At 62.5% G+C, this 16,375-nt stretch carries 20 protein-coding genes; 9 read left to right on the forward strand and 11 right to left on the reverse strand.

All coding sequences use genetic code 11. From position 1 onward, the window contains the following. Positions 1-168 precede the first annotated feature (168 nt). On the reverse strand, positions 169-759 hold the full coding sequence (locus BDK61_RS05080) for a 50S ribosomal protein L15e (RefSeq protein WP_004958369.1): 591 nt from the start codon (positions 757-759) through the stop codon (positions 169-171). Between the two features lie 260 nt (positions 760-1,019). On the opposite strand from BDK61_RS05080, the gene BDK61_RS05085 reads away from it, so the two are divergent. Both BDK61_RS05085 and BDK61_RS05090 read left to right on the forward strand, forming a co-directional pair. Then, entirely contained in the window at positions 1,020-2,966 is a 1,947-nt protein-coding gene (locus tag BDK61_RS05085; RefSeq protein WP_007188672.1) for an aldehyde ferredoxin oxidoreductase family protein, read from the forward strand. 36 nt (positions 2,967-3,002) lie between these two features. Then, entirely contained in the window at positions 3,003-3,368 is a 366-nt protein-coding gene (locus tag BDK61_RS05090; protein WP_004958366.1) for a hypothetical protein, read from the forward strand. Here BDK61_RS05090 and BDK61_RS05095 read toward each other — a convergent pair. The 3 genes from BDK61_RS05095 to BDK61_RS05105 form a co-directional block, all read right to left on the reverse strand. Then, positions 3,352-3,720: a hypothetical protein gene (locus BDK61_RS05095; protein WP_004958364.1), complete on the reverse strand. Its 369-nt coding sequence runs from the start codon at positions 3,718-3,720 to the stop codon at positions 3,352-3,354. The genes BDK61_RS05090 and BDK61_RS05095 overlap by 17 nt on opposite strands. Before the next feature lie 10 nt (positions 3,721-3,730). Further along, on the reverse strand, positions 3,731-3,985 hold the full coding sequence (locus BDK61_RS05100) for a hypothetical protein (protein WP_004958362.1): 255 nt from the start codon (positions 3,983-3,985) through the stop codon (positions 3,731-3,733). Between the two features lie 104 nt (positions 3,986-4,089). Further along, entirely contained in the window at positions 4,090-4,458 is a 369-nt protein-coding gene (locus BDK61_RS05105; RefSeq protein WP_004958360.1) for a hypothetical protein, read from the reverse strand. A gap of 91 nt (positions 4,459-4,549) precedes the next feature. Here BDK61_RS05105 and BDK61_RS05110 point away from each other — a divergent pair, with 91 nt between their 5' ends. Next, positions 4,550-4,951 carry a MoaD/ThiS family protein gene (locus tag BDK61_RS05110; protein ID WP_121302478.1) on the forward strand — a complete coding sequence of 134 codons (402 nt, stop codon included), beginning with the start codon at positions 4,550-4,552 and terminating at the stop codon, positions 4,949-4,951. A 25-nt stretch (positions 4,952-4,976) separates the two neighbouring features. Here BDK61_RS05110 and BDK61_RS05115 read toward each other — a convergent pair whose 3' ends face one another. Further along, complete coding sequence (locus tag BDK61_RS05115; protein ID WP_004958357.1) at positions 4,977-5,249, reverse strand: ubiquitin-like small modifier protein 1; 273 nt, start codon at positions 5,247-5,249, stop codon at positions 4,977-4,979. A gap of 164 nt (positions 5,250-5,413) precedes the next feature. Between BDK61_RS05115 and BDK61_RS05120 the strand changes: the two genes are divergently transcribed. Then, positions 5,414-6,376, forward strand: a complete 963-nt coding sequence (locus BDK61_RS05120; protein WP_004958355.1) for a C-terminal binding protein — start codon at positions 5,414-5,416, stop codon at positions 6,374-6,376. 89 nt (positions 6,377-6,465) lie between these two features. Beyond that, positions 6,466-7,245: a DUF7537 family lipoprotein gene (locus BDK61_RS05125; protein ID WP_121302479.1), complete on the forward strand. Its 780-nt coding sequence runs from the start codon at positions 6,466-6,468 to the stop codon at positions 7,243-7,245. Between the two features lie 246 nt (positions 7,246-7,491). On the opposite strand, the gene BDK61_RS05130 is transcribed toward BDK61_RS05125, so the two are convergent. Further along, positions 7,492-8,826: an IS4 family transposase gene (locus tag BDK61_RS05130; protein ID WP_244209691.1), complete on the reverse strand. Its 1,335-nt coding sequence runs from the start codon at positions 8,824-8,826 to the stop codon at positions 7,492-7,494. A 64-nt stretch (positions 8,827-8,890) separates the two neighbouring features. After that, positions 8,891-9,286, reverse strand: coding sequence for a hypothetical protein (locus BDK61_RS05135; protein WP_121302480.1), 396 nt, complete (start codon positions 9,284-9,286; stop codon positions 8,891-8,893). A 95-nt stretch (positions 9,287-9,381) separates the two neighbouring features. On the opposite strand from BDK61_RS05135, the gene BDK61_RS05140 reads away from it, so the two are divergent. Both BDK61_RS05140 and BDK61_RS05145 read left to right on the forward strand, forming a co-directional pair. Continuing rightward, the gene (locus BDK61_RS05140) at positions 9,382-10,167 is read left to right on the forward strand and encodes a helix-turn-helix domain-containing protein (RefSeq protein ID WP_121303898.1); all 786 of its coding nucleotides are present in this window, start codon (positions 9,382-9,384) and stop codon (positions 10,165-10,167) included. Between the two features lie 238 nt (positions 10,168-10,405). Beyond that, positions 10,406-11,425, forward strand: a complete 1,020-nt coding sequence (locus BDK61_RS05145; RefSeq protein ID WP_004958347.1) for a transcription initiation factor IIB — start codon at positions 10,406-10,408, stop codon at positions 11,423-11,425. Between the two features lie 28 nt (positions 11,426-11,453). Here BDK61_RS05145 and BDK61_RS05150 read toward each other — a convergent pair whose 3' ends face one another. The 3 genes from BDK61_RS05150 to BDK61_RS05160 form a co-directional block, all read right to left on the reverse strand. Then, the gene (locus BDK61_RS05150; protein ID WP_121302481.1) at positions 11,454-11,780 is read right to left on the reverse strand and encodes a cupin domain-containing protein; all 327 of its coding nucleotides are present in this window, start codon (positions 11,778-11,780) and stop codon (positions 11,454-11,456) included. Positions 11,781-11,890: 110 nt separating this feature from the next. Next, entirely contained in the window at positions 11,891-12,625 is a 735-nt protein-coding gene (locus tag BDK61_RS05155) for a class I SAM-dependent methyltransferase (protein WP_121302482.1), read from the reverse strand. Between the two features lie 77 nt (positions 12,626-12,702). After that, entirely contained in the window at positions 12,703-13,587 is an 885-nt protein-coding gene (locus BDK61_RS05160) for an aldo/keto reductase (RefSeq protein WP_121302483.1), read from the reverse strand. Positions 13,588-13,714: 127 nt separating this feature from the next. On the opposite strand from BDK61_RS05160, the gene BDK61_RS05165 reads away from it, so the two are divergent. Next, a complete protein-coding gene (locus tag BDK61_RS05165; RefSeq protein WP_208644661.1) occupies positions 13,715-14,674 on the forward strand; it encodes a S49 family peptidase in 960 nt (319 codons plus the stop codon). Then, positions 14,667-15,710, forward strand: coding sequence for a DUF4350 domain-containing protein (locus BDK61_RS05170; protein ID WP_121302485.1), 1,044 nt, complete (start codon positions 14,667-14,669; stop codon positions 15,708-15,710). Before BDK61_RS05165 ends, BDK61_RS05170 begins: the two co-directional genes overlap by 8 nt. A 29-nt stretch (positions 15,711-15,739) precedes the next feature. On the opposite strand, the gene BDK61_RS05175 is transcribed toward BDK61_RS05170, so the two are convergent. Beyond that, positions 15,740-16,270 carry a hypothetical protein gene (locus BDK61_RS05175; protein WP_167467357.1) on the reverse strand — a complete coding sequence of 177 codons (531 nt, stop codon included), beginning with the start codon at positions 16,268-16,270 and terminating at the stop codon, positions 15,740-15,742. Positions 16,271-16,375: the final 105 nt, after the last annotated feature.

Consider the following 16,375-nt stretch of genomic DNA (forward strand, 5'->3'; position numbering starts at 1 on the left):
CGAAAGACTCGCGTTGCTCGCTCGTCTTTCGAGCTGCTCGGAAATCGAAGATTTCTGGCATGACGAGACGGCAATGCCGTCTCGAACCACCTCGCTCGCTTCGCTCACGAGGACCACGTTTTTGCGCCGAGTGGTGCGCTTCGCGTACCCGAGGCGGAAAAAGGTGGGTTACTTGCCCTTGCCGCCGTTGCTGCGCAGCGACGGGCGGGTCTTCTCGCTCCCTTTGCCCTTGCCGCTGAGGCCGCGGTTGCGGCGACCGGCACCGGTCAGACCGCGGAAGACGCGGTCGGCTTGGTCGTCAGCACAGATCCACGACAGGTCGTCGTCGTTCTGGATGGCCGGGTGGTTCGGGTCGATGAGGATGACCTCATGCCACTTCTGGCGGCCGTCCTGACCGACGGAGTAGCTGTTGAGTACGCGCAGGTTCGGGAAGGTGCGGGAGGCGCGTTCCTCGGCGACGCGCTGGATGTCCTTCCGGCGGGTGATACGCGTGACGCCCTGGCGCTTGGAGCGGCGGCCGGCCTTGTGGCGGCGCTTGCGTGCGCTGCCCTTGCGGACGGAGACGCGGGCGACAATAACGCCCTGCTTGGCCTTGTAACCCTGCGAGCGGGCCTTGTCGAGGCGGGTCGGGCGCTCGATGCGCTCGACGGCCCCTTCGTTGCGCCATTCCTGCTGGCGCTGCCACTGTAGTTCTGCGAGCTGTCCGTCGCCTGGGTTCTTCCAGGCATCTCGAATGTACGAATATGCGCTTCGTGCCATATGTATTCACCACGGGCGTTGCGTGGTTCAAGTCGCGGCGCGCGCGACTCACATCCCGACCTGCACACGCAGGTGCCCGCTGGTGCCCGTTGTCCAGCGAGTTACCCCGGAGTTTGCCGCTCGGACTCTTAAACGGTTCGGACCAGACTTGTGGATGAGACCCGGTCACGCAGGGCAAGTGACCGCTGAAACCGTCAGATATCTGTATTTTAGCAACACAAACCGTTAACTTGCTCGCGGCCAGAGAGTCACGTATTACCATGACAGACCTTGGTGGCTTTCAGGACCACGTGGCACGGATCGACCTCGGAGACGGGGACGTAGCCTACGAAGGTATTGACGAGGAAGACGCGAAAAAGTATATCGGTGCACGCGGACTCGGCGTGAAGTATGTCTTCGACCAGGGGCCGGACGTTGACCCGCTTGGGCCGGAGAACCTGCTGGCGTTCATGAACGGGCCGCTGACGGGGACACAGGTGACGATGAGCGGTCGTATCGCCATCTGTACGAAGTCGCCGCTGACGGGGACCGTCACTGATTCCCACCACGGCGGCTGGTCCGGGGCGCGACTGAAATGGTCGGGCTTCGACGGACTGCTGTTCGAAGGGCAGGCCGACGAGCCAGTGTATGCGCTCGTCGAAGACGGCGAAGTGGAACTGCGCGACGCCTCACACCTCTGGGGCCAAGGCGTCCACGACACTATCGACGACCTCGAAGACGAAATCGAGGGCGGCTCGCTGGGCAAGAACCTTTCCGTAATGGCCATCGGCCAGGGCGGTGAGAACGAGGTCAAATACGCCTGTATCGTCAACGAGGACGACCGCGCGTCGGGTCGCGGTGGCACCGGCTGCGTGATGGGCAACAAGAACCTCAAAGCCGTCGTCGTCAAGTCCAGCACTCGGATGCCGAAGCCAAAAGACCAAGAGACGTTCCAGGAGGGCCACAAGCAGGCGATGCAGGTCATCCAGGAGTCCGACGTGACCGCGCCCAATGAAGGCGGACTCTCGATGTACGGGACCAACGTCCTGATGAATCCCACCGAGGAGATGGACGGTCTCCCGACGAAAAACGGGAAGTACTCGTCGACGCGAGCGTACTCGGACGCCGAGGGCGACGGCGAGCGTATCATCGACTCAGAGAACGTCTCGGGCGAAAACGTCCGGGAGAACATCCTTGTTGACGAGCCGACCTGTCACTCCTGTCCGGTCGCCTGCAAGAAGGAAGTCGAGGTGCAGGCGATGCACAAGGGCGAGGAGATGAACGTCCGCACCGAATCCTACGAGTACGAGTCCGCGTGGGCGCTCGGCCCGAACTCCGGCCACGTCGAACGCGACAAGATTGCAGTGATGCTCGACCGGTGTAACGACCTCGGCGTCGACACCATCGATGTTGGTAACACCATGGCGATGACGATGGAGATGACCGAGGAGGGCAAACTCGACGAACTCGACGACGGTCTGGACTGGGGCGACGCCGAGACGATGATCGACATGATCGAGATGATCGCCCACCGCGAGACGGAACTCGCGGACCACCTCGCCGAGGGGCCGGACCATCTCGCCGAGGAGTTCGACGCTCACACCAACTCTCTCGCGGTCAAAGGCCAGACGATGGCCGCCTACGACCCGCGCTGTATGAAGGGGATGGCAATCGGGTACGCGACCTCAAACCGTGGGGCGTGTCACCTGCGCGGCTACACCCCAGCAGCCGAAATTCTCGGTATCCCGGAGAAGGTTGACCCGCGAGAGTGGGAGGGCAAAGGCGAGCTGTGTGCTACCTTCCAGGACCTGCACGCTATCAGTGACTCCTTCGACATCTGCAAGTTCAACGCCTTCGCGGAAGGTATCGAGGAGTACGTCCTGCAGTACAACGGCATGACCGGGCTGGACGTGAGCGAGGAGGAACTGATGGAGGCCGGCGAGCGCGTCTACAACCTCGAACGGTACTACAACAACCTCGCAGGCTTCGACGGGTCCGACGACGACCTGCCAAACCGGTTCGTGGAGGGCGACGAGCACGCGATGCCAGCCCAGGGCGGCTCCGAAGGCGAACTCGCGGAGCTCTCGAAGATGAAAGACGAGTACTACGAGGTCCGTGGCTGGGAGAACGGCGTCGTTCCCGACGAGAAACTCGACGAACTGGGAATCGATATCGGCCCCGGAACCGGCGTCAGCTCCGGCGGCGCAGCGGCACCGAGCGACGACTGAGATAGCGCCGGCCGTCGAACACATTTCACTTCTCTAATGCGCAAGGAAGATATCGACGACTTCGAATTTCAAGTAGAGTCCCGACTGACCAGCCACGGCGTTTACGTCACCGACTTCACCGACGAGGGCGAGACGTACCGGCTCACATATGAATCAATTTCGGCCGACGAGGCGGCCGTCATTCCCCACCGGGAAATCGGCCGCGTCATCAACGTCTTTCGGGACCTCCACGCTGATGACTGGTCCGGCGTCGACATCGAGGCGACCGTGACGGATCTTGAGGACACCGAACTCGGCGAATGGTCAGTCGACAGCGAGTGGATCGACGACCTCGAAAACGGCGACCTCTCCGAAACGGCGTTCTCCCAGCGCGTGCTGGAGACGATTACGGTTCAGAGCTGACTGCCAGTACGGCCCTGATTTCCAGCGTCGTTTCGAACTCCTCGCTTCTGTCCAGCCGCCGCCCGTCGCGCTCGAACTGGGCGGCGTGGGCCCGCTGAACGGCGTCCTGCTCACGGTTGCTCAGTCCAAGTTCTGTGCCGATACTGTCCCAGTGGTCCGACTCAGCGCAGACGTAATCGGCCTCTCTGGGGCCGCTGATGCGTTCGTACTCTCTGTCGTAGGTTTCCCGGTTTGCCCGGAGATACGTTTGCACCTGTTCGAGCAGGTCGGGGAGGCGGTCGAGCGGGACGCTGGCCTGCGTGCCGGCCAGCAAGACGATCTGCCCCTCGATTGGGTACGACGGGTCGGCCATCGCGCCCCGGTCAGCCGCCCGCCCGCATTGCTTTCTGTGCGAACTTCTCGATAAGCGGCTCCAGTGTCTCCGGGTCACCGTCGAACTGGATTGTTACCTCGTTGAGTTGGAGGCTGGGGCCGATAGCGACTTTCTCCTCTGAGAGTGTCGCCGCCCAGCCGTCGCCTTCGACGGTTGCTTCGCCGCGTTGCTCGCCGCCGAGGTTCTCTAGATACCCGATAGCGGCTCGAACCGAGATGCCGCGAAAACTCCGTTCACGCTCCATCGTGTGGTCGTTACGGGTGCGGTCGTCTAAACTTATCGGCGGTCCGGCGCTCGTTTGCCACACCCGCGCTATCCCGAGGTGTCACTCTGCCGGACAGAGAGGGTCTACCCCGGCCGGATACCGTCGTCGACGATGCGGGCGTTGCGCTCGCGGTTGATGCGCTCATCCAGATCGGCGTGGTCGTAAATCTGGGCAATGACGGCGGCGTGCAGGTCGCGCCAGGCCATCGCGTAGATGGGTGACTGACCCCAGGCCCGAAGTTCGACGACGTACTCGTCGTAGGCCTCCCACCGGCTCTCGAACTGCTCGATGTGGTCGACGACGGCGCTGGCCGGCTCTTCGGTATTGAGCGCGGCGTTGAGCTCCCGCTCCCAGCCACCAACGGCCTGTTCCATGTCGCGTTTCGTGTCCTCGCTGTCCGGCGGCAGCGAGTCGACAATTCCGGCCGGAATCCCCAGTTCGATATTGTCCATATCGCCACACAGAGTTCGCCGCAAATAAACCCCAGCGATGGGCGAACATGTTCGTCTCTACTGACTTGTATCGGCGGGGTGTAGCGTACACATGAACAGTGAGACAGTAGAGCGACAGTCGTCGGCAATGGACCTGACTACTGTCGAGGTCAGGTGCACCGGCCACGTTCGCCGGGTCGTCGGCGAACCGGCGCTGCCATACGCGTTCGAAGGGAACACGCTACGTGACTTCCTCGACGCGTTCTTTCAGGAGTACGACGTGGGCGATATGCTCATCGCGGAAACCGAAGCCGACGCCACCACCGAGGGCTGGGCCCCGGAGATAGCGGACCTGCCGGGCGACTGGGCGAAAAACCCCGAAGGCGAACAGACCAGATGCTACGCGCGAGTGGCGGTCAACGGTGAGTTCAACGAACATCTCGACGGACTGGACACGGAACTGGAAACCGGCGACCGCATCGGGTTGCTATACCCGTTCATCTTCTGTTGCTGACTCGGGCAACTGACTGTCGCAGGAATTACCCCCCGGCAACTGGCGGGAACACGCTAAGTTCGTCTCCGTCTTCCAGTGGGGTCTCTAGACCATCGAGATGAGCAATGTCTCTTCCGTTCCGGAGGATTGTCAGATACTCTCGCAGTTCGCCGTCCTCAAATAGGTCCATCTCTGTGAACTCCTCGGAGAGCTGTCGGAGCACATCGCCCGCCTGCAGGTCCGTTTCATACTCGCGGTGAACCGTTTTCTGTCCGACGGCTTCCCGGAAGTTGGCAAAAAACCGCAGCTCGATTTGCATACCGCTGGATTGGCGGTCGAGTGGCTTAAATCACAGCGCTCGAACCACGTGGATCGAACAATCAACTGATTTACTCGTTGTATTGAATCTATCATCGACCTCGAATTCCTATCTGATGGGAACGACTTCGACCCGTTTTACCGTCTCAGGCCCTGACTCCGAACATGGAACGTGTGGTCGCAAGCGATGACCCGATGATAGATGTCGACCGACTGCGAGCGGAACTCGACGCTGATGTCGTCGTCGCGGAGACAGACGACGAGGACGCGGTCCGGGACGCCGCTGCCGGGGCAGCGGGCCTCGTCGTGGACGTGAACACGCCGGTCACTGCCGGCGTGCTTGACGCGCTGGACGACCTCAAGATCGTTGCGAGAGCGGGCGTCGGTATCGACAACATCGACGTGTCTGCGGCGGCAGACAACGGCGTGACCGTCACGAACGTCCCCGAGTACTGTACCGACGAGGTCGCTACCCACACGGTGACGCTACTGCTTGACTGTGTTCGGACGCTTACGGCCTACGACCGCGACGTTCGCGACGGCGGTTGGGGCTGGGAGCGAACCCGGCCGGTGCATCGCGTCCGCGACCAGACGCTGGGCCTCGTCTCTTTCGGCCCCATCGCGCGGCGGGTGCGCGACCAACTGCGTGGCTTTGACCTCGACGTGATTGCCTACGACCCCTACGTCGATGCCGAGGAGATGGCCGACGCCGATGTCGAAAAGGTCGCGCTGGAGACGCTGTACGAGCGAGCTGACTACGTTTCCCTCCACGCGCCGCTGACCGGGGAGACGGCAGAGATGATAGACGCCGACGCGCTCGCAGCGATGCGTGAGCAGGCAATTCTGGTCAACACCGGCCGTGGCGGCCTCGTCGACGAAGCGGCGCTCCGGACGGCGCTGGAGGACGGAATGATTGGAGCGGCGGGTCTCGATGTACTCGCCGAGGAACCGCCGACGGCTGACCACCCGCTGGTCGGCCTTGACAACTGTATTGTCACGCCGCATGCGGCCTGGTACTCTGAGGAAGCTCGCGACGACCTCAATGCCGCCGTCGCGGCGAACGTCGAAGCCGCGCTGGCCGGCGAGACGCCGCCGAACCGAATCGACCCGGACACGGACTGGCTGTAGCGCCTTTGCAGGTGCAAGTGCCGCGTCGCCGGCCCCGCCGGTCGTATCAACCATACTAGCTTATCTCCTGTGGCAGCCTCCTCTCAGACATGACAACGCGGTTACTTACTGTGCTGGTGGTGTCACTGCTCGTCCTTGCCGGGTGTCTCGGCGGCGGTCCGGCGGCGGGCGACGGGACTGATGCAGACGACGGCGGGGCCGCACCGGCAGACCGGGACGACCTTTCGGTTGAGGCGACGGACCGCCTCCTGCGAGACGCGGGCAGTTTCACCGCGAGGTGGTCGTACTCGACGACTGAGGCCGGCGAGACGGCTACGATAACGAACGCCTATCAGGTGGACCTGCAGGCGAACCGTTCGCTGGAGACGTTCACGATGTCCGGGCCGGACGCCAGAACTGATTTCGAGACGTTTGTCGCCGACGGCTCGGCCTACACGCGGTACGAGACTGACGGCGAAGCGTTCTATCAGGTCAGGCCACAGGACGACACCTCGTTCCAGTCCGCCGTCGACCGCGGGACGCTCAGCTACGAATCAGTCGATGACGCCCGCTTTGTCGGGACAGAAACCTTCGACGGCGTCACGGTGGACCGCTACGAGTACTCGGACCTCTCGACCTGGCGGCAGTTCGGTGCCGGCGCGTTCGGGTCCGGCGGGAACGTGACTGTGACCGATTTCACTGTCGTGATTCTGGTCGATTCGGACGGACTTGCACGCCAGACAGCGTGGACGCTGACCGGCGAGACTGACAACGGCGAAACGGTCTCAATCGAGTGGCGCTACGAGATCACCGACGTCGGGTCGACTGACGTTCCAGACCCGGACTGGCTTGCAGAGCCCCGGTCTCAGCAATCGACCGCAACCACGTGAGCGGCGTGGCCGACCTCAGCACCTGAGGAATTCCCGGCGCTGGCATCCGTTCTAGTCTAACTTGATTCGGCTGACAGAGATTGTGCCAGAGCTGGTGATACATCTACGGTGAATAACTGGCGCTGAAGATTCGATCTGCTCGTGTGTGACAGCCTGAACTTCTCTCAGGAGGAAGAAGCACTGAATTGCCCATCTGGACCGAGTAGCGCAGCTAACCAGCGACGCGAATCCAGCGTTCTCGCTGGATTACGCGAGCTTGGCGTCAAACGAGTTGTACTGTACCTCCTCAAGCAATAAGGTACGGTGAGCGTTCGGGTTCAATCCGTCGTTCATCAGCGATTTGACGAGACTTGGCGTCTCATAGCCGAGTCGCCGAGCGACTCGGCGGAGTATCCGATCATTCCGGCGGCTCACAGCCTTTGCCCAGCGCTCTCGTGGCAGCAGTGACGACGGCTCAATGTCGTCGTCACTGCAGTTGTCTTCGAGAATCTCGATGAACAGTTCTCGAAGTGTCCGGCTCACAATGAGTGAAATGAGGCTGATCAGAATGAGCGCTTCAACGACCTCTGGTTTGGTTGTATCCATCTTGTCAAGGGCGTATGTAGTCTTGAGTTCACGGAAGAGAAGCTCTACTTCCCATCTAGCTTGGTAGAGCTTTGCGATATCTGAGGCAGCGTAGTCGTCAGCTGGAAGATTCGTGATGTAGAGGTGGTACTGCTGTTGGTCCTCGTTCCAGACACCAACGACGCGAAACGTCTCAACGGCACGGCTGCGCGTGCCGTTGTAGACGCGTCGCTTGAACTCGACCTCGCTCTTGGCATCAATCACGTCACGATGCAGATCGTCCAGAATATCCTGAACTTTTTCTCCCTCCAGAGAAATGGCGTTGCCACGCCATTCCCTGAGTTCGTCGACGATCTTCGGTTGTGCGTTTGGCTTCAACCGCGTCAGGAACCAGCCGCCGTTAGTGTCGATCAAGTCCATCGTCCGGTACTCGAAGTACGCCTGATCGTACAGCAGCAGTGCGTTCTCCAGCCATGGTCCAGTCGACAACTGCGTTGACTCGTGCGTGCGAGCGTCTGTGATAGAAAACTCGGTAGGGAGGCCTGTACTGGTTGATTCGACCACGTGGAGCTTCGCTCCAGCGTGGTCGTCACCAAAGCCAGGGAACTCATCAAACAGCTCCTGGAACAGCGTAATGACTGTCATATCCACGATGAAGACTTCACGGAACTCCTCAAACCGTCCTTGGAGACGGTCGCTCTCGTGATCGAGGTCCTCAAGGGCCTCCTTGAGGACCTCTCGAAGGAATGTACACAGTTCAGGCGTGAACCACTCGTAGAAGGATGAGTACCTGATCGTGCCACCAAAGGTATCGATGTAGGTTTGGCGGAACGCTTCGATTGTTCTGTGCCCGGCTGAGAGAAATCCGAGCGCAAGCGCCCAGAACAGAGCGTCAGCTTCCAACTTCCCGCCGTCGCGCTGCACCAGTCCGGTTGCGCGAGCCAGCTCGCGCAGCCGGCTGTTTGGAAAAGTATTCACCAACCGCTCTTCGATTACCTCATCCGGTGGTAGTTTCATTCACTTTCCACCGGTTTCTCATCCCGGTAACATCTGGTGGTTTTCCTGCTAACTCAGCCTTAGCCTAGAACGGATGCCGGCGCTGGTCGCCGAGAGCGCTCTGGCCGGTCCCTGCCGTCTTGATATCCCGAATGAGGTTCGAGAGGTACGCCTGAACACCGGGGTCACAGGTGCCAAACTCTCTCGCTTGGCGGTAATCACACCAGAGTGCGACCGGCAACAGCGGGGCCGCAAACAGTCCGGACAGCGTGACCCCCAGCTGGAACGGGTGACCGGTCGGGACGGCGAGCCACGCAGCGGCCACGATTGCCCAGAACACCGCCCCGTAGACGACGGTGTGTCGCCAGTTGTGCGTCGGTAGTTCATATCCGCGAATGCGCGACGGCGAGTCGTCCGGTGTGTCGCCAGTGACCGCTCCGCTGGACGAGTCGCCAGTAGATGGAGAGACAGGACACGACATACTCCCTCGAAAGCGTGCTTCGATAATGACGGCTGGTTTGGCATACGCCGAACGAGACAGTGCGTATAAGCCACTCGACACGCAACGGGATGTACATGCGAGAGTTCATCTTCACTATCGACTACGAGCGGAACGTCGACCCCGTTATGGACGTGTTCATCGACTATCCGGAGACCCATTCCCGGACGATAGCGTGCAACGTCACACGAGACGGGATGTGGCGGCTCGAGCGCGTCGCCGGCCCGGAGACTGCGCTTGAACAACTGGATGACGTGTACGACGACCCGGTCCGGTGTACCGAGTGCATCGGAACCCGTAACTGCAAGACGGACTGGACGTACGAGGTCATCGGCTCGGACCCCGGCGCTCGGACGGTGTACAGCTACCGGTCGGAAGCCGGCGACTGTCACTCGATTCCGCGGTTAGCCATCGACCACGTCGGCCGCGGCGTCCTCGTCGAGACCGAGCGCCGTGGCAGCCGGTGTGAGTGGCGGCTCCTCCTCTGTAGCGACGCCGGCGTCGACGGCCTGTTCGAGGAGATGAAATCCGAGCTCCGGGAGGGACTCACCGTCGAATTCCGGCAGCTCAGTTCCCCCTCGTACTGGGTCGACGAGGCCGTGACGCTGGCGGAGCTGCCGCCGGAACAACAGGCCGCTGTCGAGGCTGCCGTCGAACACGGCTACTACCGGACGCCCCGGGACACCTCGCTCACTGACCTCGCAGAGACGCTCGACGTGTCACGGTCGACGCTCCAGTACCGCCTCCAGCGTGCGGAGGCGTGGATCGTCCGGTCGTTCGTCACGCGGTCGATGGGGCCAGTTCAGGCCGACGAAGATGTCGCCGAGGGTGGACGCCTCCGTATCGGTCGCTCGGGCGTGTAGTCGACAGTATCGCGTCTGGCACCAGAACCGAACTGCACTGCACTACCTGTATACTGCCGCGTCGCAGTTCAGAACGGGGTAAAAGCGGGAGTGAGAGTTGTACGTCGTGGTGCGCCGAGCGTGACACATAGATATTACTTCTCCGAACTTCGGCATATGCCAAACGAGGCGTCATGGGGGATGCACCCCTATAATTAGGTACGACCGCGGGCGTCCCACGCGCTCGCAGAGGACATCTATGACGACACGCAGCATCTATTCCCCCGACGAACGCGATGAAAGTGCGGACGAACAGGCCGAGTCCGAGGCGAGCACTGGCCACGCCTGCCCGGACTGTGGCGGAAGCCTCGTCACCGACGACAGTCGTGGCGAGACCGTCTGCGAGTCGTGTGGTCTCGTCGTCGACGAGGACGAGATCGACCACGGGCCGGAGTGGCGCGCTTTCGACAGTCAGGAGCGCGACAACAAGCGCCGGGTCGGCGCGCCGACGACCGAGATGAAACACGACAAGGGCCTCTCGACGAACATCGGCTGGCAGGACAAGGACGCCTACGGCAACTCCCTGTCGACGCGCCAGCGCGAGAAGATGCAGCGCCTGCGGACCTGGGACGAGCGGTTCCGCACCCGCGACCACGCCGAGCGCAACCTCAAGCAGGCGCTTGGCGAGATTGACCGGATGGGGAGCGCCCTCGGTGTCCCCGAGAGCGCCCGTGAGACGGCCAGCGTCATCTACCGCCGCGCGCTCGATGAAGGGATGCTACCCGGTCGCTCCATCGAAGGGATGGCGACCGCCGCGCTGTACGCTGCCGTCAGGCAGGCGAACCTTCCGCAGACGCTTGACGACATGGCCGTCGTCAGCCGCGTCGACGAGATGGAGTTCACTCGGGCCTATCGCTATCTCAACCGCGAACTCTCCCTGCAGGTCGGCCCGCCGGACCCTGCAACCTACCTCAGCAAGTTCGTCTCCAAACTCGACGCAGACGACGCCCTCGAACGCCAGGCCCGCGCCCTCATCGAAGCGGGGAAGGAAGCGAACGTCCACAGCGGCAAGAGCCCCGTCGGCCTCGCCGCTGCGGCCATCTACGCCGCCGGCCTCCTACTCGGCGAGGAGATGACCCAGGAGACCGTCAGTGAGGCTACTGACATCAGCACCGTGACCATCCGCGAGCGCTACCGCGAACTGCTTGAAGCCGAGTCGGAACTCGACGACAGCGCCGTCGACGCGGCCAGCGGCACTGAATCCGGCGCGAGCGCCTGAACCGTCGTATCTCCCGCTCTGTTACTCTCTACTGTCCCGGCAGCGGACAGAGGCTCGCAGTCAAAACAGCTACCTCGTCGGTGTGGTTGTGCGCGCCATGGGCCTGCCCGCGCTCGTTCAGGACGATGCCCGGCGCGGCGATTGCTTCCTGGGTGTCGTCCTGCTGGACCGTCACCTCGCCGCGGACGACGTGGAACACGTTCGTCGCGCCGTCGTGCTCGTGCGGGTCGATTGTCGCGTCCGGCCCCAGCGCGAACGCCTTTACCAGCACGTCGTCGGTCACTGCCAGTTCTCCGTCGATGACTTCGCCTGCTTCCGGTTCGGCGTCGAACGCTGCCAATCTATCGAGTGACATACCGGCACGTGGGCCGGGGCGTCCTTAGCCGTTCGGCTGCTGAGAAATTCGTGACTGTTTGTATCGGTGCATACACTGTTCAGACTCGCCTCACGAGAGACCAACACGGCTCACCCATCTGCTCGCCGGAACGCGAGACTGTACATCGTCCCGGTTCGCTCGGAGCCGATAGCTGCGACCAGATCTTCAGCCATCGCAATCAGTGGCTCCCCGAGCGAATCCGGAAGCGCCGCGGCGTACTCCCGCACCACCTCTGCGTGGGCATCTAGATGAGCCTCGGTCCAGGGGACCGGGTTCAGCAGCGTCTTCCGTCGTTCGACACTCCAGCCGTTGGCGGCGAAGACGGCAGCCAGCACGGCGGGCGGGTAGAACGTCAGCGCCGGCCGGCCGTCGACTACCTGCGCGGCGGCGTTTTCCAGCGCGAACAGTCGGTTGACAGCCGCGTCGGCGGGCGGCACCGCGTAGTCGTCGACGACGAGGCAACCGTCGGGTTTTGCGACCCGCGTCAGTTCGGCCGCGATAGGGGCCAGTTCGGCCGGTGGCAGGACGTTACACAGTCCGTGGGCGGCGACGAGGTCGACGCTGTCGGTCGCAAGCGGCGTCGCCCGGAGGTCAGCCTCGATCACGGCCAGCCGGTCGGCGTTTCGGTCGCCGATGCGGTCCCGGACCGTCGCGGCGTGGTCTGCGTCGTTCGTCACCGCATACACGCGTTTTGCGCCCGCGGCCAGCAGTCCTGCCGTCGTGTTCCCGACGCCGGCTCCGGCCTCAAGACAGACCCGTCCCTCGACCCGCTGGTCAGCGAGTGCCGCTGTCACCGTCTCCGGAACGTCCCCGTTCACGCTCATACTGTTAGCTGTAACTTTATGCAGATATTCACCACCCTCTGGTGGTGACAGTTTTCAATGGCTTATAGCCGACAGTATCAGTGGTGCAGTTGCTCGGGCACCGGACTGTCATCGTGGCGCGCTTCCTCGATGAGTGCGCGCTGGCGCGCCTCGTCCATCCCCGCCGAGCGACTGGCGGCATCGAGCACCATCTTCACGAGCTTCGGGTCGCCGGGGCTGACGACGGTATCGAGACCTCGGGCGGCGGCGAAGTCGAACCGCTCGCGGATGTCCTCTGGTGTGTCGACCGGCTCGTACCAGTTCGCGTACGGGCGGTCGGCCTCGGCCAGTTCGTCGGTCGGTGGCCACGACCCCTTCGCGAACGCCTTGATGCCCAGCGTGCCAATACCCTCCGCCTCACAGCGGTCCAGCACGGCCTCGTAGTCGTACTCGTCACCGTCCTTGCCGGCGACGACGGGGTTCAGCGGGAACATCACCGTCTCAAGGTCGTCGATGCGGTCGATGGCGTCGAGGATGAGCCCGGGGTTGCCGTGGCTCGTCAGCCCGATGTGGTCTACCTTCCCTGCCGCCTTTGCCTCGCGTATCGCATCGAGTGCGCCGCCGTCAGCGGTGATCGTGTCCAGTTCGTCTTCGTATTCCAGGCCGTGGATCTGGTAGAGGTCGATAGTGTCGATGCCGAGGCGGTTCAGCGACCGGTCGATTTTCCGGGCGGCCCCCTCGTACTCTCGCTCTTGGGTCTTACAGCCCAGGAAGATGTCCTCGCGGTACTGCCGGAGCTTCGGCCCCAATTTCAGCTCTGCGTCACCGTAGGTCGGTGCTACGTCGAAGTGGTTGACGCCGTGGTCCAACACGAGTTCGACCAACTGGTTCGCGCCCTCCTGTTCGAGCCAGTTGAGTGCGATCGAACCGAACGTCAGCATCGTGCTCTCCTGTCCAGTGTCGCCCAGTGCTCGGGTCTCCATACCCGGTTGCACGCTCCGGATACCAATAACCGTTCGTCGCTGCTGTCACAGCCAATCTGGCTGCCGGACTGCGACAGGGCACGCCGACCGGGGTTTATTACTCTCTCAGTCCGAACGGGATGTATAGATGTCTAGGAGAGATCAACTGTTCTCGGCGATGACGGCGTCGTACGTGATCGCGGTCACGCTCGCCATCGTCATCGCCGCGATATTCGCGCCGGTCATCTGGAACGGCGTGCCAAGCGGTGGTGACGACGACCCGAGCGTCGCCGTCATCACCCTTCGGGGCGGCACAACCGACGCGAACGTCAACGCCGTCAAACAGGACCTCCGCGAAGCGCGAACGAACGAATCAATCGAGGCGGTCGTCCTCCGGGTCGACAGCCCCGGCGGCCCGGTCGACTCAAGCGAGGAGTTCTACCTCGCCGTGAACCGGACCGCCAGTGAGATGCCCGTTGTCGCCTACGTCGAGGGGACGGCCGCTTCGGGTGGGTACTATGGCATCACACCGGCCGACGAGATCGTCGTCAAGCCGAGTTCGAACGTCGGCAGCATCGGCGTCATCGTCCAGGCCCCGCTGAGTCTCATCGAGCAGGTCGAACAGCAGGGCGAGACGTTCGTCCGCTCGGGGCCGGACAAGGCCCAAATAAGCAAAGACAGCCTCCGCGAGGATATCGAGGTGCTCCAGCGGTCCTTCGTCGGGACAGTCATGCGCCATCGGGGCGAGCAACTGACGGTCTCCCGTGAGGAAGTCGCCAACGGAGGCACGTATCTCGGCGCACAGGCGACCGAGAACGGCTTTGCCGACCGGATCGGCGATACCGGACTGGCCATCGAGCGGGCCGCTGCACTCTCAGACGACATCGAGGGCGACCAGTACGACGTTGTGTATCAGGGCACTGGCGGTGCCGAATTCAACGTCATCATCGTCCCTGCCGGCGCTGAAACCGTACAGGGCGCGAATAACGTGACCTATCTCGTTCATCCCGACAACAGTGAGACGACGTTCCGGGAACCGGTGAAGTACTACGCCGTCTGGGGAATCCCCGCCGAAGACAACAATGCAACGGTGATCCGCAATGACTGAGGGTCGTATCGTTAAGCCACTTGCCGTGTTTATCGTCGTCCTCGTGGTGATACTGGGCGGCACGTTCCTTCTCGCAGTCGTTAACCCGGGCTCATCGGGGCCGCCAGATGGCCAGTCCATCGACGGTCAATCGCCGTCACAGTACCAGCCCGACGCTGTCAATGCCCCTGTCGACCCCGAAGAAGGGACGATCTCGGTCGACTCTGAGGGAAGTGACAAGCGAATACTCGTCGATACGAGCCACGGCAACCAGGTGTCCGAATCCGAACTCGAACCAATCACTGAGGCAGTGTTCGAGGCGGGCCATACTGTCGAGTACGGCACGTCCGGCACCGCCTCGTTCGCCGATTCGCTGGGCCAGTACGACGGCATACTCATCGTCCAGCCGCTCGGCAGTTACTCCGAAGCGGAACGCGAAGCATTACAGGAGTACACCGACGATGGCGGCCGTGTTGTCGTCCTCGCCGAACCGACACAGACCCGCCTTTCGACCGGCTTCACCCAGTCGACCACGACGGTATCGTTCGGGGCCAACAACGCCACCGAGCGCTACGGCGTTCGGATGGGGTCCGAACAGCTGTACAATGTCGACGATGCCGCCAACGACAACAACTTCAAAGCCATCTACGCCTCACCGAGCGACGATGGTGACCTGACCGACGGTGTCGAGACGATTACGTTCGACACCGCCGGCTACGCGGTGGTGAACGGCGACGCCGAGACGAAGTTCACCGCTGTCGAGGGTACCCGGACGCTGGAGACGCGGCGTACCGGAACGTACGCGACAGTCGTCCGCAACGACAACATGGTGTTTGTCACTGACTCGACGTTCATCAGTAGTTCCGAGCTATACGACGCCGACAACGAGGTGTTCATCGGGAACCTGCTTTCGTTCTTGCTCGACGGCGAAGCACCCGACCCGGGCGGTGGCGCGACCCCAAGTGCTGGATTCGGGACTGGTGACAGTGCTTCCACTCCGGCCGAAACACCGCCGGAGCCGACCCCGACCCCAGTCCCCACCCCAAGCGGGTCCTGACCCCGCTCACTCGAACCTTGTTTGCGGAGCTACCGTTCGCTGATACTGACCGTCGTCTCGCTGTACAGGCCACGCTCGCCGGCGTTGGCCACACTCAGTCCGGCGCTGATGGTATACTCCCCGGCTGATGCAGGCTCCCATTCGTCGTCGCTGACCCGGAACATCCGGTCCCACCGTCGCCTGAACTGCTTTCGTTCGCCGCGGTCAAATCGGAGGCTGCCGTCCTCACTGGGCACGCTATCGACGTGGGATGCCTCGGGCACTCCATCAACGTACCACGTCCACGGCCGCGGCGAGTCCGTCGGTAGCGTTATCGGCACCGGAAGCGCGTTCTGCATCGTCACGACGAACGGCACCTCGGTTCCCGCCGGATACGACGTCTGCGGGACCTCGATATCGACCGATACCGCACGATAGCGGAGCCACGTCGGTATCAGCAGATCGCTCCAGGTCTGGCCGTCGATACTGCGTGCGGCCTGTGGCTGCGCCCCGCGCTCAGTGGGTGCCTGTGGCTCCTCGTCGTCACGGTGGAGCGCCCCCGAGTCGTAGATGCGACGCATTGTCAGCATATCGGTTGGCATGCGCAAAAGTGTTCGTCGGGCCAGTTCGGCTGGCCCGTCGGGTTCGGCCAAAGCGATACCCCGACGCAGGCACATCGCTGGAAA

It is taken from the genome of Haloarcula quadrata, from assembly GCF_003634715.1.
Taxonomy (GTDB): Archaea; Halobacteriota; Halobacteria; order Halobacteriales; family Haloarculaceae; genus Haloarcula; species Haloarcula marismortui.